The sequence below is a fragment of the Tenacibaculum aiptasiae genome (assembly GCF_008806755.1).
Taxonomy (GTDB): Bacteria; Bacteroidota; Bacteroidia; order Flavobacteriales; family Flavobacteriaceae; genus Polaribacter; species Polaribacter aiptasiae.
Genome location: NZ_WAAU01000003.1, coordinates 1 through 17,578 on the forward strand (window position 1 = coordinate 1; position 17,578 = coordinate 17,578).

The 17,578-nt window shown below is 29.1% G+C and carries 16 protein-coding genes and 1 tRNA gene; 7 read left to right on the top strand and 10 right to left on the bottom strand.

From position 1 onward, the window contains the following. Positions 1 to 457: 457 nt before the first annotated feature. The 4 genes from F7018_RS00040 to F7018_RS00055 all read right to left on the bottom strand — a co-directional run bounded on the left by F7018_RS00040 (position 458) and on the right by F7018_RS00055 (position 4,055). Positions 458 to 528 (bottom strand) — tRNA-Cys (locus F7018_RS00040). Positions 529 to 583: 55 nt separating this feature from the next. Next, positions 584 to 946, bottom strand: a complete 363-nt coding sequence (folB, locus tag F7018_RS00045) for a dihydroneopterin aldolase (protein ID WP_150897931.1) — start codon at positions 944 to 946, stop codon at positions 584 to 586. A 23-nt stretch (positions 947 to 969) separates the two neighbouring features. After that, positions 970 to 1,182, bottom strand: a complete 213-nt coding sequence (locus F7018_RS00050; RefSeq protein ID WP_150897932.1) for a zinc ribbon domain-containing protein — start codon at positions 1,180 to 1,182, stop codon at positions 970 to 972. A 53-nt stretch (positions 1,183 to 1,235) separates the two neighbouring features. Continuing rightward, positions 1,236 to 4,055 (bottom strand): beta propeller repeat protein, encoded by a 2,820-nt coding sequence (locus F7018_RS00055; RefSeq protein WP_394350021.1) that lies wholly within the window; start codon positions 4,053 to 4,055, stop codon positions 1,236 to 1,238. Positions 4,056 to 4,193: 138 nt separating this feature from the next. On the opposite strand from F7018_RS00055, the gene F7018_RS00060 reads away from it, so the two are divergent. The 4 genes from F7018_RS00060 (at position 4,194) to F7018_RS00075 (ending at position 7,848) form a co-directional block, all read left to right on the top strand. After that, positions 4,194 to 5,096 (top strand): RimK family alpha-L-glutamate ligase, encoded by a 903-nt coding sequence (locus F7018_RS00060; RefSeq protein WP_150897934.1) that lies wholly within the window; start codon positions 4,194 to 4,196, stop codon positions 5,094 to 5,096. Next, entirely contained in the window at positions 5,063 to 6,028 is a 966-nt protein-coding gene (locus F7018_RS00065; RefSeq protein WP_150897935.1) for a succinylglutamate desuccinylase/aspartoacylase family protein, read from the top strand. The genes F7018_RS00060 and F7018_RS00065 overlap by 34 nt, the downstream gene beginning before the upstream one ends. A 77-nt stretch (positions 6,029 to 6,105) precedes the next feature. After that, positions 6,106 to 6,357, top strand: coding sequence for a hypothetical protein (locus F7018_RS00070; protein ID WP_150897936.1), 252 nt, complete (start codon positions 6,106 to 6,108; stop codon positions 6,355 to 6,357). A gap of 129 nt (positions 6,358 to 6,486) precedes the next feature. Then, positions 6,487 to 7,848 (top strand): DEAD/DEAH box helicase, encoded by a 1,362-nt coding sequence (locus F7018_RS00075; RefSeq protein WP_150897937.1) that lies wholly within the window; start codon positions 6,487 to 6,489, stop codon positions 7,846 to 7,848. Here the strand turns inward: F7018_RS00075 and F7018_RS00080 are convergent. Then, complete coding sequence (locus F7018_RS00080) at positions 7,845 to 8,069, bottom strand: hypothetical protein (RefSeq protein ID WP_150897938.1); 225 nt, start codon at positions 8,067 to 8,069, stop codon at positions 7,845 to 7,847. The two genes, F7018_RS00075 and F7018_RS00080, sit on opposite strands and share 4 nt — an antisense overlap. An 81-nt stretch (positions 8,070 to 8,150) precedes the next feature. Continuing rightward, a complete protein-coding gene (locus tag F7018_RS00085) occupies positions 8,151 to 9,692 on the bottom strand; it encodes a glycine--tRNA ligase (protein ID WP_150897939.1) in 1,542 nt (513 codons plus the stop codon). A gap of 70 nt (positions 9,693 to 9,762) precedes the next feature. Between F7018_RS00085 and F7018_RS00090 the strand changes: the two genes are divergently transcribed. Then, positions 9,763 to 12,297: a DUF3857 domain-containing protein gene (locus F7018_RS00090; RefSeq protein ID WP_150897940.1), complete on the top strand. Its 2,535-nt coding sequence runs from the start codon at positions 9,763 to 9,765 to the stop codon at positions 12,295 to 12,297. Between the two features lie 30 nt (positions 12,298 to 12,327). Here the strand turns inward: F7018_RS00090 and F7018_RS00095 are convergent, their stop codons facing one another. The 3 genes from F7018_RS00095 to F7018_RS00105 all read right to left on the bottom strand — a co-directional run bounded on the left by F7018_RS00095 (position 12,328) and on the right by F7018_RS00105 (position 14,792). Beyond that, entirely contained in the window at positions 12,328 to 13,125 is a 798-nt protein-coding gene (locus F7018_RS00095; RefSeq protein WP_150897941.1) for a hypothetical protein, read from the bottom strand. A 152-nt stretch (positions 13,126 to 13,277) separates the two neighbouring features. Further along, on the bottom strand, positions 13,278 to 14,186 hold the full coding sequence (locus tag F7018_RS00100; protein WP_150897942.1) for a hypothetical protein: 909 nt from the start codon (positions 14,184 to 14,186) through the stop codon (positions 13,278 to 13,280). Positions 14,187 to 14,231: 45 nt separating this feature from the next. After that, complete coding sequence (locus F7018_RS00105) at positions 14,232 to 14,792, bottom strand: class I SAM-dependent methyltransferase (RefSeq protein WP_150897943.1); 561 nt, start codon at positions 14,790 to 14,792, stop codon at positions 14,232 to 14,234. Positions 14,793 to 14,845: 53 nt separating this feature from the next. On the opposite strand from F7018_RS00105, the gene F7018_RS00110 reads away from it, so the two are divergent. Further along, complete coding sequence (locus F7018_RS00110; protein ID WP_150897944.1) at positions 14,846 to 15,538, top strand: ComF family protein; 693 nt, start codon at positions 14,846 to 14,848, stop codon at positions 15,536 to 15,538. Positions 15,539 to 15,591: 53 nt separating this feature from the next. Continuing rightward, positions 15,592 to 17,190: an Ig-like domain-containing protein gene (locus tag F7018_RS00115; protein WP_150897945.1), complete on the top strand. Its 1,599-nt coding sequence runs from the start codon at positions 15,592 to 15,594 to the stop codon at positions 17,188 to 17,190. Between the two features lie 4 nt (positions 17,191 to 17,194). Here F7018_RS00115 and F7018_RS00120 read toward each other — a convergent pair whose 3' ends face one another. After that, complete coding sequence (locus F7018_RS00120; RefSeq protein ID WP_150897946.1) at positions 17,195 to 17,575, bottom strand: hypothetical protein; 381 nt, start codon at positions 17,573 to 17,575, stop codon at positions 17,195 to 17,197. Between the last annotated feature and the right edge of the window lie 3 nt (positions 17,576 to 17,578).

Genomic DNA, 17,578 nt, shown 5'->3' on the forward strand with positions numbered 1-17,578 from the left:
TCAAACTATCGTTTTTCCGTTAGCGGGTGCAAATATAGAACCCTTTTTTAACATAACAACTATCTTTTTTAATCTTTTTTTGAATTATTCTTTACACGAGCTATTTATCAAGTAGTTATATGTTTTTTCACTTAAAAGCTAAGAGTTTTCTAATTAATTTCTTCTCTTATAAAAGCAGTAACATTACCTAATCTGTACACTAAATACAAATTTCACACATAACACTATTAAAATAAAAATCAACTCAAAAACAAGAAAACTTAAATATTATAAAAAACGCCTCTAATTACATCAATAATAATGAATCAATATAGTAAGTATAAATTTTACTTGGAATTACGTAAAACTATCTATCCTTTAAACATACTTAAATTACTATTAACTTTCTTTTAAAAAACTCAATAAACACATTGAGGATAACAAAAAAGCCTTTCAATATTTTGAAAGGCTTTTTCTGAGGTGTCGAGCGGATTCGAACCGCTGTACATGGTGTTGCAGACCACTGCCTAGCCACTCGGCCACGACACCTTATATTGATAAGGACTGCAAATTTACAGTTTTTATCCTTTTCTGCAAGCTTTTTTTAATTTTTACGCACATCTTTTACAATAATTACAACTTCTCCTACATTTCCTCCTATTGGTGGATTAATTTTTGAAACGCTAACCTCCGCTTTTTCAACAAGTTGTATCTCTCTAAAGATTCTATCTATAATTCTTTGTGCTACATGCTCCAATAATTTAGAACGAATAGCCATTTCTTCTTTTACAATATGATTTAAATGAACATAGTCTACTGTATCAACTAACTCATCTGTTTTTGCCGATTTTTGTAAATCTGCTTTTACTTCAACATCTACTCTATATTCTGAGCCTATCTTTCCTTCTTCGTCTAAACATCCATGATTGGTAAATAAACGAATATCATTTACTCTTATAATTCCCATATAGGCAAAGATACTATTGTTTCTTAATTTGTAAAGAAATCAAAAACATTACTTAATGCGCTTGTACTTGCTTTATAAAACTCTGTATAACTGCATCTTTGACAAGTTACACTAGTAAATTTTTTATTCTGTACATCAAAAATTTTAGACAATGTTCCTCCTGTAGCTCTCATTTCACTTACTTCGTAAGTATGATTATTACATTTTGGACAAGTATAGTTTAACGGTTTTTTCATTTTCTTTTATTTTTTATACTTATTAGAGTACTTAAATAAAAAAATGTTACAACTTACTTAATTTCTAACGTCTGCTTTTTGTCTTCAAGCTTTATAGTATATTTTCCTTTTGGTAAATAATAAACTCCGTTTTTTGCTTTTTTTACAATTGCATCCTTGTGTTTTTTCAAATATTCTTTTCTTCCTTTTTCAGAAAAAGAAGCATCGTATGTTACTTCATTAAATCCTTTCTCTACATCTTTTTTAATTATATTTACTAGAACATCTCCTGCATAAATTTTTATGCTAACCTTTTTATTTTCTTTCACATAAAAAGGAATGGAAATTTTAGGTGTATTTGGCTTTAACCACTTACTCCATGAACTTCCCCAAAAATTACTTTTTCTAATTTTCTTTACAGCAAACAATGTTTCTTCATTTTTGAAATCTTGCAACGGTGCTATGTTTGCTTTATACAAACTACGACCATGCGTTCCTACAATTAAATGCTTAGCCTTTGGTTGAATTACTAAATCGTGAACCGCTACATTAGGTAATCCTTTTTGGAATAATTGCCATTTTGCTCCTTTATTAAAAGATACATACAAACCATTATCTGTCCCTACATACAAAATGTTTTCTTTTTTAGGATCTTCTTTAATCACATTTACTGGTGAAATTGGAATATTACCACTTATGTTTTTCCACGTTTTTCCATAATCATCAGACATGTATACATATACATTAAAATCGTCCCAACGGTAGCCATTCAACGTAACATAGACTCTTTCTTTTTTATGTTTTGAAGCAATTACTCTACTTACCCATAAATTTTGAGGCAATGTATTTGAAATGTTCATCCAACTTCCTCCTCCATTTTTAGTAACTTGTACAAGTCCATCATCTGTTCCTATATAAATTAAACCAAATTGGAACGGGCTTTCCGAAATAGTAGTTAACGTACCATAAGCTACATTACCTTTTCTTCCTCCTTTGGTTAAATCTTCTGAAATAGTTTCCCAAGTATCTCCTTTATCTAATGAACGGTGTAATTTATTTCCTCCTAAGTATAATATATCCTGATTGTGTTTTGATAATTGAATAGGTGTTTGCCAATTAAAACGATATGGATTCTCTCCTAACTTATGCTTTGGTTGAATATATTTTTGCTGTCCAGTTTTTCTATTTATACGGAAATAGTTTCCAAATTGATATCCTGTATATACAATATTAGGGTCTCTATCATCTACAGCCACTTGCATTCCGTCTCCTCCCATAATACTCTCGTATGGATTTTTTCCTGTTTGCTTCCAACGCTTATCCATTTTAGCATTATGATTCGCTACCCAAACACCATTGTCTTGTAAACCTCCATACACTTTATAGTTTTTCTGATTATCGGCATAAACCGTATAAAACTGACCTACTGCTGGTTGATTCAGTTTTGTCCAACTTTCACCATCATCATATGAAATATTTAAACCTCCATCATTCCCATCAATTAAATGTCCTTGTTTCTTTGCATTTACCCATAATGCTTGATGATCGGCATGTACATTTTCTTTACTAATTGATGTAAATGTTTTTCCTCCATCTTTCGATTTTAAAATAGGAACCCCTAATACATAAATTCCTTTTTCATCCTGTGGATCTACTCGTATTTCTCCAAAATAATATCCATATGAATAATATAAATCATCTAAATAGCCTTCGTGTGTTTTCTTCCATGTTTTTCCACCATTGGTAGTCTTAAACACTTCTGCTCCAATTACCGGAGTATCAAATAACAATGTATTTGCGTTTTCTAAATACTTAGCTAAATCGTTTGGTTTTACAGAACCTGAACGCACCATTTGTTTTACATTTTCAGCTCTATACTTTTCTTGAAAACCATTCATTTTTAAATAGGTGTTCAGCTTTTTATCTTTCAATTTTAAAAAGTCTTCTACAGACATTGTTTTAAAATCGTCTTTTGTTAACGCATTAGAGTCTTCTTCTTTTTTCTTTTCCTTTTTTCTTCTAAACTGACTATCGTGAAAAGCATATACTACATTTTCATTAAAAACTGCTAAACCAATTCTTCCTACATTTTCTCCATTTGGGAAACCATTATTGTCGGTTATTTTTATCCAAGTAGTTCCTGAGTCTATTGATTTATATATTGCTGAATTCTTTCCATCTCCATCAAAATTCCATGCCTTTCTATTACGTTCCCAAGCTGCAGCATATAATACATTAAAATTATTGGGAGCTTGCTGCACATCTATAATTCCAGTATTTTCATTAATAAACAAGGTTCTTTTCCAAGTTTTACCACCATCGGTAGTTTTAAAAATACCACGCTCATCATTTGAAGAATATAAATGACCTATAACTCCAATAACAACCTCATCTGGATTATTTGGGTTAATTAAAATTCTTCCTATATGATGACTATCCTGTAATCCAACATTTTCCCACGTTTTTCCTTTATTAGTAGATTTTAAAATCCCAATCCCTGCATATGAAGAACGCGATGAATTATTTTCTCCTGTACCTACCCAAAGAGTTCCGTTTTTCCAATCAACTGCAATATCCCCTACATTTTGTGTTGGTGAACTATCTAATATTGGTGTAAAAGTTGTTCCATTATTATTAGTATACCATAAACCTCCTGATGCATAACCTACATAAAATTCAGTTGTATTTTCTGGATTTACATCAATATCTACTACTCGGCCACTCATTACTGTTGGCCCAATATTTTCAAAAGAAATATTTTTTACTATTGATGTTTTTGCTAGTGTTTCTTTTTGTACTAGCGACTCTTTTATTTTTTTTGAAGTAGTAGCCTGTTGTGCTACCAACGCATAAGGAACTAATGCTATAAAAACTTTACAAATTGTTTTCATCATCTTGGTTTTAGAGCTTATGAAAGTACTCTATGTAAACTTCATATCAAAAAAATTAACAGAAGATTCTCTTATCGTTTTAAAAAACAATTCTCTCTATGCAAAAAAATATTAGATTTGTGTAATTTGAACAGCATAGCTATGAATATTTTTATTCTTTCTGTTAGTAATCAAATATATTCTACTCAAAGAATATATAAAGAAGCACATCGTAGAGGACATAATGTTAGAATTATAAATCACTTAAGATGTTCTATAAAACTTACAAATGGTAAACCTGAAATTATTTATGAGGGTGAAAATATTATTGACATTCCCGATGTAATCATTCCTAGAATTGGTGCTTCTGCAACTCGTCATGGAGCAGCAGTTGTTAAAGAGTTTGAAATGAATGGTGTATATAGTGCTGCCACTTCTTTAGGAATTCTTCGTGCTCAAAATAAGGTTCGTACTTTACAAATAATGAACCGTAAAAACATTCCTATTCCAGATACTTTATTTTCTGTTAATCCAGAAAACATTAACGAACAAATAGATTTGTTAGGCGGAGCTCCAATTATAATTAAATTACAAGAAGGTACGCATGGTTCTGGAGTTATTTTAGCTGAAAGTAAAAAATCTGCTAAATCTATTATCGATACTATGTATGGTACAAATACCAATATTTTACTCCAAGAATTTATTCAAGAGAGTAACAGCGAAGATATTCGTGCTTTTGTTGTTGGGGATAAAGTAGTTTCTTCTATGAAAAGAAAAGGGTTAGAAGATGATTTTCGTTCAAATATTCATAGAGGTGGTAATGGCTTTAAAGTAAGCTTAACTCCTGAGGAGGAAGAAATAGCTATAAAAGCTGCCCAATACTTAAGGTTACCTGTTACTGGTGTTGATTTGATACGCTCAAAAAGAGGCCCTTTATTAATTGAAGTAAATTCTACTCCTGGACTCCAAGGTATTGAAGCTTACACAAAAGACAATATAGCCAAAGCTATTATTAAATTCTTAGAAGAAAAATGTTTAAACAAGAGTTTAAAAACGAAATTGTAGAAATACGTGGAAATAAAATTGGTTTAGGTGAATCTAAATTAATTAAAATCCCTATTGATAGGTTACCTACTGGTACTCTTATCGAAATTCCTGTGTATGTTTTTAACGGTGATAAATTAGGCCCTACCATTTTATTACAAGGAGGTTTACATGGTGATGAAGTAAACAGTATTGAACTTGTACGTAGAATGCTTATTGATAAATCTTATAAAATACATAGAGGTTGTGTTATAGTTGTTCCTTTATTAAACATCTTTGGTTTTTTAAGTTTATCTAGATATATGCATGGGAAAGATGTTAATAGAAGTTTCCCTGGTTCTAAGTCTGGTTCTTTAGCCAGTAGAATGGCATACTACTTAATGAAAGAGCTTACTAAAAATATCAATTTTGCTATTGATTTTCATACTGGAGGTGCTCAAAGAAATAACTTTCCTCAAATAAGATATACTCCTGAAGATGAAAGAGGGTATAAACTAGCCAAACTTTTTAATGCTCCTTTTTTGTTTGGTTCTAAATTGATCCCTAAATCTTTTAGAAATCAATGCTATAAAAACAACATCCCTGTAATTGTTTATGAAGGAGGTGAATCTTTACGTTTAGATGAAAATGCTATTCAACAAGGAATAAATGGCACACTTAGAATTTTAAAACACTTTGAAATGATCAATCATAGTGTTGAAGTTCCGGAAAATCTTATTACTATAGCTATTCATAAGCGAAAATGGATTCGTGCAAAAGTTGCTGGTTTATTCAATGCCAAGATTGAAAACGGAGCAACAATTAAAAAAGGACAAGTTTTAGGTAATATTATGGATACTTACGGTAAAACTAACTTTGATATCAAAGCTCCTTTTGATGGATATATTATTTCTAAAAACAACTTTCCAATTGTAAACATGGGTGATGCTTTATTTCATATCGGAACCACCTAACTAACTGATATTATTTGTTTTATTAATTATTTTTCACTTTCTTTAGAATCAATTAACTAATTAAAAAACAATAAATTATGGAATTAATTATTAGCTTATTAAGTGGTGCCGTTGGGGGTAATATTGCTGGTGCTTTATTAAAAAAATATTCTTTAGGTACTCTTTGGAATTCTGTTGTAGGAATTCTTGGTGGTGGACTAGGAGCCCAACTATTAGGTATGCTTAATATTGATATTTCTGGTATTATTGGAAATATCATTGGTAGCGGTGTTGGTGGTGGAGTTTTAATGGTTATCATTGGACTTATTAAAGGTGCAATGAAAAAATAAGCTAGCTAAATATTACATCTAAAAGGCGCTTTTTAGGCGTCTTTTTTATTTACTATATTTCCTAATAAATAGCAGTACCTTTGCAGCTTCATAGCTATACTTATTATCGCTATTTCTGAAAAAAAACATATGACATTTAAATCTTTAGGTTTATCTGATGCTTTACTAAAAGCCATCAAAGAAAAAGGATACAATTCTCCTTCTCCAATTCAAGAAAAAGCAATTCCACATATTTTAGAAGGAAAAGATGTATTAGCTTCTGCACAAACAGGAACTGGAAAAACCGCTGGTTTTACACTCCCTGTTTTACAATATTTAGCCGACACTAAACATCCTAAATACCGTCCAATAAGAGCTTTAGTATTAACTCCTACTAGAGAGTTAGCTGCTCAAGTTTACGATAACATAAGAGAGTATAGTACTTATTTAAATATAAAATCTACAGTAATTTTTGGAGGTGTAAAAGCATCTGGTCAAATTAAAACTATACGACAAGGTGTAGACATCCTAGTTGCTACTCCTGGTAGATTATTAGACTTATACGAGCAAAAAGCCGTATCGCTCAAAAGAATTAATGTTCTTATTTTAGATGAAGCTGATAGAATGTTAGACATGGGGTTTGTTAGAGACATTAACAAAATTATCAGTTTCATGCCAGAAAAACGTCAAAATTTGTTGTTCTCTGCTACTTTTTCTAAAGAAATAAGAAAACTTGCTGAAGGCATTTTAAAAAATCCTATTTCTGTCGAAGCTGCTCCGCAAAATTCTACTGCTGATAAAGTTGCTCAAAAAGTGTATTCAATTGACAAAAAAAAGAAAACTGAGGTAGTTATCAAACTCATCAAAGAAGGTAATTGGAGTCAGGTTTTAATTTTTACTAGAACCAAACACGGAGCTAACAAACTAACTGAAAAGCTTATTAAAGCAGGTGTTACTGCTGCTGCTATTCATGGAAATAAAAGTCAAGGGGCCAGAACCAAAGCACTTGCTAATTTTAAAAACAATACTAATAGAGTTTTAGTTGCTACTGATATTGCTGCACGTGGTATTGACATTCCTTTATTACCACATGTTATAAACTTTGAACTACCAAATGTTCCTGAAGATTATGTTCATAGAATTGGTAGAACAGGAAGAGCTGGAGCTAAAGGAGAGGCCATATCATTAGTTTGTAGTGAAGAAACTGAATATCAAAAAGAAATAGAGAAAATACTAAACCAAAAACTGAAGACTGAAATTATTGAAGGTTTCGAACCAACTGATACAGCAAAACCTAAAAGAGCTTCTACTCAAAAAAAGAAGCCTTTTAAAAAGAAAAAAGGTGTTGGTGCTACTGATAAAAAACCTAAATCTAATATTCCTAATGAATCTTCTAACAAAAAAGAAAGAAGGTCTAGGAATAATAAAAAGAATCAATCTTCTACTAATTCTAATAACAAACCACGAAAAAGAAACAACAGAAGAAGAAATAATAAAAAAGCTGAGAATTAATCCTCAGCTTTTTTATTTTGATTATTATTTATAATGTACTTCTTGTACTTTCCATCTTTATATCGGTAGTAAATAAATAAAGGCATTAAAATAAATGACATAAATAGAACTCCTAATCCCATTACTACTTGTGCTTTTGAATGCTCAGTATTTAAAAGATAAACTCCAGCAATCATCCATAACAAAAAGATAACGAATAGTATTTTTAATAAAGTCTTCATTGTTTTCTATTTAATAACGCAAAAATAAAAAATCCTACCATTTTTAGAATGATAGGATTTCAAGTTTTATATAAATATCAATTACATTTTTTGTAACCAATTTTTAACATCTACTTCCTCTTTAATAATATCTCTTAATTCAGAAATAGCTACACGTTTTTGCTCCATAGTATCTCTATGACGAATTGTTACCGTGTTATCATTTAAAGTATCGTGATCTACAGTAATACAGAATGGTGTTCCATTTGCATCTTGACGACGGTAACGACGTCCTACAGCATCTTTTTCATCATAAGACACATTGAAATCCCATTTTAAATCATCAACAATTTTACGTGCTATTTCTGGCAATCCATCTTTTTTAACTAATGGTAAAATAGCTGCTTTTGTTGGTGCTAAAACTGCTGGTAATTTTAAAACTGTTCTTGTTGTTCCATTTTCTAATTCTTCTTCTTGTAAAGATGTTGAGAAAACTGCTAAGAACATTCTATCTAAACCAATTGATGTTTCTACTACGTATGGTACATAGTTCTTATTTTCTGCATGATCGAAGTACTGTAATTTCTTCCCTGAATGCTCTTCATGTGCTTTTAAATCGAAATCAGTACGAGAATGAATTCCTTCTAATTCTTTGAATCCGAATGGGAATTTAAATTCAATATCAGCAGCTGCATCAGCATAGTGTGCTAATTTTTCATGATCGTGGAAACGATAATTATCAGCTCCCATACCTAAGCTTAAGTGCCACTTTAAACGAGTTTCTTTCCAAGTGTCATACCATTCTTTTTGAGTTCCTGGCTTTACAAAAAATTGCATTTCCATTTGTTCAAATTCACGCATTCTAAAAATAAACTGGCGTGCTACTATTTCGTTACGAAAAGCCTTACCTGTTTGAGCAATTCCAAAAGGAATTTTCATACGACCTGTTTTTTGCACATTTAAGAAGTTTACAAAAATTCCTTGTGCAGTTTCAGGTCTTAAATATAAATCCATTGCAGTATCTGCTGAAGCTCCTAATTTTGTTCCAAACATTAAGTTAAATTGCTTAACATCTGTCCAGTTTTTAGAACCTGTTAAAGGATCGGCAATTTCCAATTCTTCAATTAACGCTTTTACATCTGCTAAATCTTCATTTTCTAAAGACTTTCCAAGTCTACCTAAAATAGTATTTATCTTTTCTTGGTATCCTAAAACACGGCCATTAGTAGCAAGAAATTCTTCTTTATTAAAAGCGTCGCCAAAACGTTTTGCTGCTTTTTTTACTTCTTTCTCTATTTTACCTTCTATTTTAGCACAATAATCTTCTACTAAAACATCTGCTCTATATCTTTTCTTAGAATCTTTATTATCAATTAATGGATCATTAAATGCATCTACGTGACCTGATGCTTTCCATGTAGTAGGATGCATTAAGATTGATGCATCTATCCCTACAATATTTTCGTGCATTTGCACCATTGCTTTCCACCAATAATCTCTAATATTTTTCTTTAATTCTACTCCATTTTGAGCATAATCATATACCGCACTTAAACCATCGTAAATTTCAGATGATTGAAATACATAACCATACTCCTTAGCATGCGATAATACCTTTTTAAATTGATCTTCTTGTTTTGCCATGGTGCAAAAATATAGGTTTTAAATTAACTTTTTAAGCACAAAAATATACATTTGCTAAAAAAACAGCTTTATGAAAAAAAGACTACTATTTTTTATTGCATTATTATCTAATATTTTTCTTGTTTTTACTCAAATTCAAAAAAAAGCAGCTCCATCATGGATTGAAAAAATTGATTACAGCATTAATCCTGATATTAATCTAGATGATGTTATTCAAGGAAATTTAATTTTACTCTACGATGAACAAATTCATATTGATAAAAAGGAAAATTATTTTCATTTTGCAACCAAAATAACTGAAAATGTTGGTATTCAACCTGCTTCTTCAATTAATATCACTTTTGACCCTACATATCAATCATTAGTAATCCATTCATTAAATATTATTAGAGATGGAGAAGTTATTAATAAACTACATTCTTCAGACTTTCAAACAATAAGAAGAGAATTAAATGCTGAAAGTTATATATATGATGGTAGTATCTCTGCTATTACAAATATTAGTGATGTAAGAACTGGAGATATTATTGACTATAGTTATACAATTAAAGGCTTCAATCCTATTCATCAAAATTTATATTCCGCTATATTTAATTTAAGCTCTTCTATTCCATATGGGAAATTTTTCATAAAAATTATTACTCAGAAACCTATTGAATACAGATTACTTAAAACTGATTTTAAATTAAACCAAACTAAGAAAGGAAATAGTTACATATACACTCTTAATGAGAAAAACATTAATCCCTTTAAATATGAAGCAAATACACCTTCATGGTATATTGATTCTGGAATTTTAAATATTAGCAATTACAAATCATGGGAAAATGTAATTAACTGGGGAATTAATGTTTTTAAAGTCAACAAATCGTTATCTAAAAACCTCAAAGAAAAAATCTTGCTTATCAATAACGAAAATAAATCTCAGGGAGAAAAAATAAGTGCTGTTTTAAATTTTATTCAAAATGATATTAGGTATTTAGGATTAGAGAGTGGTATTGGAGCGTATAAACCATTTACTCCTAATAAGGTTTTTGAGCAACGCTATGGAGACTGTAAAGATAAGAGTTTACTTATGGTTACTATGTTAAATTCAATGGGAATTGAAGCATATCCAGTATTAGTTAACACCTATTTAAAAGGAACAATAAAAAAACTATTACCTGCAACTGAGAATTTTAATCATTGCGTGGTAAAGGTTATAGATGAAAATAAAAATGAGTTATGGTTTGACCCAACAATTTCAAATCAAGGTGGTGATTACAAAAATATTGTTTTCCCTGATTATCGATATGGACTAGTTCTTAAAAAAGGCAATAAAGGTTTTGATAAAACCCCTTCTCCTTCCCCACATGCTATGGATGTTACAGATACTTTTATTCTTGATAAAGAAGGTAAAGGAGCTACATTAAATATTTCTACTATTTATTATCAAAGTGGAGCGGATTATATGAGAGAATATTATAAGAACAATAGTATAAACTCTATAAAAAAAGAATACGAGAATTATTACTCTAAATATTTCAACAATATAAAGAGTATTAAAAATCTTGAATATAACGATGATTTAGCCAACAATACTTTCACAATTTACGAAAACTATAGAATAGATAGCTTATGGACCCCCTCTATAAACAAAGGACAAATTGCTGTTAATTTTTATCCTTATACAATTTCTGAAGTAATTTCATTACCAACAAAATTGGATCGAAAAACTCCATTTGCTCTCAGTTTCCCTATAGAAAGAAACCATACTATAAAAGTCTATTTACCTGAAGATTGGAAAATGAATCAAGATAGTTATGGTATTAATTCATTAAATATATCTTATGACCTAGATATATATTATAACAAGTTTAAAAATCTTTTAACAATTAACCATTCTTTTAAAACTCTTAAAGACCATGTTACAACAGAAGAGTTCCCTGAGTTTTTTAGTGATTTACAAACACTTGATAAACAGATGGTTTATAATATAACTACCACAAACGAAGGTTTATCAAACAACGATAAAACTTCTTTATTTTGGTTAAAAACGTTTGGTTCATTATTATTTTTTCTGTCAGTTGGCTTTAGCATTTGGTTAGCTTTAAAAATTTACAATTACAACCCTGTACCAGTAATAGAAAGTCATTTTGAATCAGAAAAACAAATTGGAGGATGGTTAGTTCTAATTGGCTTGGGACTTTGCTTATCTCCTTTTAGAGTTCTTTTTGATTTATTCACCAACACAATATATATAAATGGTGACTGGCTAACATATATTAGTTCTAATAACTTAGGTTTTAACCCTGCTATTGGATTTCTTTTATTTTTAGAAACTATTATAAATGCATTCCTTATTATTTATTATCCATTAGCTATAATTCTATTTTTCAAGAAAAGAAGTAGTTTCCCTAAAGTGCATGCATTATTTTTAATTGGTTTTTTCTTATTTAATCTTATTGATCAATTAATAGCTAGTTACTACCTTAACGATGATGTTTCTAATAGTATATCTAACGATTTACTACGAATGTTTATCTCTTGTTCTTTAATAGTTCCTTATTTATTATTTTCTGATAGAGCTAAAGAAACTTTTGTAAAATTAAAAAAGAGGGAATAACCCTCTTTTTTAATTTTACTCTTTTTATTTTTATCTAAGCTTTAAAGTTGTAGCTCCTGTATAGACACCATCAACAAATGCACTCACAGTATATTCTCCTTTGTTTATATCATCTCTATTTACTAGAACTAACGATACTAAACTTAATCTATCATTATTATAATTTACTTCAATAGAATCTGAATACTGAATTTTACCTCCATCTTTTAAGTTTGTAACTCCTTTTGGCGCTACCACTTTTTTATTCTCATCTATAATTTGAATATAAACAGATTTTTCTCCTGCTTCAGTAATTACATTTTTTAATAAATCAAAATTGATTTTAAACGCGTCTGTTCTACTTGATCTCGATGTAGAGGTTAATTTTCCACTACTGCGCTCCTTCATTGCAATTGCTTTTACTGGGCTTGTTTTAATAACTCCTCCAATAGCTATTTTCTCTTCAAGTGATTTTTGTTTCTCTGTTAACTCTTTATTCTTTTCTGTTAAAGAAACATTTATTGTTTCCTTTTGCTTTAATATTTCATTGGTAATAACATTCTCTTGAGCTAAAGCGTTGTTAACTGTACTAAGTGAATCTACTCGAATAAATAAGTTTCTGTTTTCTCTTTCTAAAGTAACAATCTTTCTCCTATACTTTCTAATTAGGTTATAATTATCTGTTCGTAAATTTTTGATAGAATCACGTAGTTCTTTCATTTTTACCAACTCTACTTTTAATCTTTTAGAAAGACGTTTTTTTCTTACAACAACATCAGTGTAATCTTTTATCATCTCATCTAGCTCTTTTTCTAAATCAGTTTTTTCTTGTTGAAAGATTTGTTTCAAGTCTTCGTATTGGCTAGATTTCTGAAACGAGTACAATGTTAAAAAAAGTGTAAGCATTAAAAGCACAACAATTAATATGCTTTTTCTTTTGTGGGGAGTCATAATTAAGGGGGTTTATTTGGGGTTAATTAATAGTTTTCTACTTCATTTCTTTATCTTAATTTCACAATTGATTTACCAGCAAAAACGCCATTTACAAATATCTTAACTAAGTAAGATCCTTTGTGTATATTTTCTCTATTTACATAAATAAAAGAAATTACGGGTATTTGCTTATTATGATATTCTGCCATTAAAATATCACTACTCATTATTTTCTCTTTATTTTTTAATCTTACTTCCTTTGCAGGAGCTATTACCTTTTTATTTTCATCTAATATCTGAATATAAATAGGCTTTATTCCTTCTGAAATAATTTTATTTTCTAATAAGTTAAACTCTACTTTAAATGCATCGGTTCTACTCGATCTAGATGTAGAGGTATATTTATCTTTTCTTCTTTTTTTCATTGCCTCTACTTTTACTGATGATATTTCAATAATCTCTGCTACGGCAATTTTTTCCTTTAGAACCTTTTTCTCTTGTCCTAAGAAATAATTTTTATGCTTTAATTTCGTGTTTAGGTTTTCTTTTTCTATCAATGCTTCTTTTACACTATCGTTTTTAGTTTCCAGTTCATTATTAAGAAGGTTTAATGAATCTATCTGTGTAAAAAGAATTTTATTTTGTGTAGCTAAATTGGCGATTCTTTTTCTATAAAAACGAATCAATCCATAATCTATAGCCTTTAAATTTTGAATGGTATCTCTAAGTTTTATTATTTTATGAAGCTCTTCTCTAAGTTTTAATGAAACTTCATTTTTATCAAAGCTTACATCTTCATAATCCTTAATAACAATATTAAGTTCAGATTCTAGCTCCTTTTTTTCTAACTCAAAAACATTCTTTAATTCTGCATAGTCACTAGCATTCTGGTATGACAAATATCCAATGGTAATTATTAAAACCATCAAAAAGGCAACAATGCCGTTATTTTTCAATCTTGGTATAGTAATCATCATCTGGGGAATTATGATGAACAACTTGATGTGTTCTGCGCTAATATACTATTTTTTAACACACTTGTACACAAATGCCGGAGGAAAGTTAAGAGGCTCAAAACTTAAGGATATGTTTTTCCCAAAAACTTCTTTCAATTTTTTATAGTAAGTTAAGCTATATTGATATTGAATAAACATCCCATTTGACTTTAAAAAACGATAACTTTCTAATAAAATATTAGACGATATTTTTTTAGGTATAATTGTTAATGGTAAACTAGAAATTATATGATCTGCTTTATCATAACCTAACTTTTCAATTTCTTCTTTTATTTTTTCAGCAGAAGACTTTAGAACAATTAACTGCGGATGGTCTATTTCTTTTAATTCTTCATAAAAAGCATCATTGATTTCAAAACATATAACAACTGCACTAGGGTTAACTTTCTTTAAAATACTATGCGTAATTGCACCATTTCCAGGCCCCAACTCTACAATAACCTTAGCTCTTGAAAAATCTATTTCTTTTAGCATTTTATCTGCTAAAAATCTAGAGCTAGGAACTACAGTTCCAGATGTTTTATAGTTTTTTACGGCTTCTTTAAAAAAATTAAGTTTCTTGTTCAAAATGCTTTTTTGTTGGTTTTTTGTATCTTTCTATTAAAAAATGGCTTGTAAAGATGCGACTTTTAAAAGAAATATTCTATTTATTTTATCCTAATCTATGTGTTAATTGTACGTTAACCCTATTACAAAACGAAAATTACCTATGTACAACTTGTTACAATGATTTACCTATTATCGACGACAACCCTTATACAAATGTTACAATGTTATCTCCTTTTTATGGAAAAGTCCCTATAAAAAGCATTCGTTCTTTTTTATATTATCAAAAACACGGAATAACACAAAAAATTATTCATGAGTTAAAATATAAAAACCAACAACAAATTGGTGTATTTCTTGCCAATAGGTTTGGTAATAAATTAAAAGAATCTGGTGTTTTCAATAATATCGATTATATTATCCCTGTTCCTCTTCATCCTAAAAAATTAAAACATCGCGGTTATAATCAACTCACTAAATTTGGTCAAACTTTAAGTAAAATTTTAAATGTCAAATATATTCCTAATATCCTTATTAAAATTTCTATTTCAAAAACACAAACTTTAAAAAAGCGTTTTGAACGTTTTTCGAACAGTAAAACCAAATTTAAATTAACTAATTATACTTTTCTTGAAAAAAAACACGTTTTACTTATCGATGATGTTATTACCACGGGAGCTACTCTTGAAAACTGTTGTAAAGAATTACTTAAAACAAAAGATATTACCATTAGTATTGCTAGCATAGCTTACACAAAAAATGTATAAATTTCATTCGTCTTATTTTACTACTTTTGATCTTATATTTTAAATATTAATTTGTGAAAAACAAACACACTCTTTTAGTTCTTTTATATACTCTTATAATAGCTAGTTGCGCAAGAAAAGGTAGGCCTGATGGTGGTCCTAAAGATAAGGACGCTCCTATTATGGTTACCGCTAAACCTCCTTATGAAACTACCAACTTTAACAAAAAAAATATACGAATTGAGTTTGACGAATATATTGTTTTAAAAGATCTTATTAAACAACTTGTTGTTTCTCCTCCTTTAAAAAATCCTCCTTTAATTACTCCACAAGGTTCTCCAAGTAAATATATTAATATTAAAATATTAGATACCTTAAAACCTAATACTACCTATACTTTTAATTTTGGTAATGCTATCCAAGATAATAATGAAAACAATAAATTGGAAAGTTTCAAATACGTTTTCTCTACTGGAAACTACATAGATTCTTTAAGCTTAAAAGGTTCTGTTGCCTCTGCTTTTAAAAAAGAAAAGATTAAAGAAATTAGCGTATTATTATACAAATTAGATAGCACATATAATGATTCTATTGTTTACAAACAAAAACCAAGCTATGTAACTAGTACATTAGACTCTACAAATTTTGAATTTACCAATTTACGAGAAGGAAAATATCTTTTACTTGGTTTAAAACAGTCATCAAAAAACTACCTATTTAATAGTCAAAATGATGAAATTGGTTTTTTTAAAGACACTATTTCTTTACCTCAAGACACCTTGATTACAAAACCTATACGTATTTTTAAAGAACTTCAACCTTATAAATTTAAGAGAGGAAAAGAAGCTTCTAAAGGAAAAATTTTATTTGGATTTAATGGAGAAAAAGAAAATATGAAAGTCGATTTATTATCGTCTGTTCCTTCTGATTTTAAATCTTTTTCTGAGTTTGAAGAAGGCAAAGACACTCTCAACTTCTGGTATACACCAATAATAGAGCAAGATTCTTTAAACTTCATAGTAAGCAATACTAATTTTAAAGATACCATTACTATACGTTTACGTAAAAAGAAAATCGATTCTCTTTCTATTACTTCAAATATTCGTAGAACACTACATCTTAATGACACCTTAATTTTAAATACTAATAATCCTATTATAAATATTGACAAAACAAAGTTTTCTTTGATAAACAAAGACACTGTTGACGTTCCTTTTGAAGTTAAAAAATTAGAAAACAAAAAAATAGCCATTTTATTTTCTAAAAAACAAAAGATGAAATACGATTTTAACGTTTTACCTAAAGGAATTATTGATTTATACAAAACCTCAAACGACTCGTTAAATTATAAATTTAACACTTTAACTAATGAAGACTACGGAAGTATTATTTTAGATATTAAAAAAGAAACTAAATATCCTGTAATTATAGAATTACTAAACAAAGACCTAGTTTTAAAGAAAAAACATATTAATTCTTCAAGAAAAATCGAATTTAATCTGCTAGAACCTAAAGAATATACTATTAGAGCCATTGTTGATAAAAACAGTAATCATCAATGGGACACTGGTAATTTCTTATCAAAAAAACAACCTGAACAAGTAATATACTTTGAAAAAATTATTAAATTGAAACCTAATTGGTTTCAAGAAGAAATTTTCACTATTAAATAACGTTTTACCAACTTGCTGTTGGAGAAAATAAAAAATCCGTGGGGTTATCAACATCATATAAATATTGATAACTCCTCGTTTCTTTTTTACAAAAAGGTTCCATAAGGTTCAACATTTTTATAAAGCTTCTTAATGTGAGAACACAATAAAAAGTTTTATAATCTTCTGTAAGTATTCCTTCATCTGACTTAAATAACCCTAAAATTAGATTACAATTCCTAGGCTTTATAAAATCTACAGTAGATAAATCTAATCGTTGTTTTTTATTAATAATTACATCTTCAATTAGCTCACTAAGCTTCTGTGCTTCTTCCTTATTAAAGTTGTACAGTCTAACAACATTCTCATTAAGACCATTTACATTCTCCAAATAATCTAACTCCATTTT

What these genes read in the sequence shown, in the direction of transcription:
- folB (WP_150897931.1), bottom strand. Translation starts at nt 946, where the DNA reads ATGGGAATTATAAGAGTAAATGATATTCGTTTATTTACCAATCATGGA.
- F7018_RS00050 (WP_150897932.1), bottom strand. Translation starts at nt 1,182, where the DNA reads ATGAAAAAACCGTTAAACTATACTTGTCCAAAATGTAATAATCATACT.
- F7018_RS00055 (WP_394350021.1), bottom strand. Translation starts at nt 4,055, where the DNA reads ATGATGAAAACAATTTGTAAAGTTTTTATAGCATTAGTTCCTTATGCG.
- F7018_RS00060 (WP_150897934.1), top strand. Translation starts at nt 4,194, where the DNA reads ATGAATATTTTTATTCTTTCTGTTAGTAATCAAATATATTCTACTCAA.
- F7018_RS00065 (WP_150897935.1), top strand. Translation starts at nt 5,063, where the DNA reads ATGTTTAAACAAGAGTTTAAAAACGAAATTGTAGAAATACGTGGAAAT.
- F7018_RS00070 (WP_150897936.1), top strand. Translation starts at nt 6,106, where the DNA reads ATGGAATTAATTATTAGCTTATTAAGTGGTGCCGTTGGGGGTAATATT.
- F7018_RS00075 (WP_150897937.1), top strand. Translation starts at nt 6,487, where the DNA reads ATGACATTTAAATCTTTAGGTTTATCTGATGCTTTACTAAAAGCCATC.
- F7018_RS00080 (WP_150897938.1), bottom strand. Translation starts at nt 8,069, where the DNA reads ATGAAGACTTTATTAAAAATACTATTCGTTATCTTTTTGTTATGGATG.
- F7018_RS00085 (WP_150897939.1), bottom strand. Translation starts at nt 9,692, where the DNA reads ATGGCAAAACAAGAAGATCAATTTAAAAAGGTATTATCGCATGCTAAG.
- F7018_RS00090 (WP_150897940.1), top strand. Translation starts at nt 9,763, where the DNA reads ATGAAAAAAAGACTACTATTTTTTATTGCATTATTATCTAATATTTTT.
- F7018_RS00100 (WP_150897942.1), bottom strand. Translation starts at nt 14,186, where the DNA reads ATGATGATTACTATACCAAGATTGAAAAATAACGGCATTGTTGCCTTT.
- F7018_RS00110 (WP_150897944.1), top strand. Translation starts at nt 14,846, where the DNA reads ATGCGACTTTTAAAAGAAATATTCTATTTATTTTATCCTAATCTATGT.
- F7018_RS00120 (WP_150897946.1), bottom strand. Translation starts at nt 17,575, where the DNA reads ATGGAGTTAGATTATTTGGAGAATGTAAATGGTCTTAATGAGAATGTT.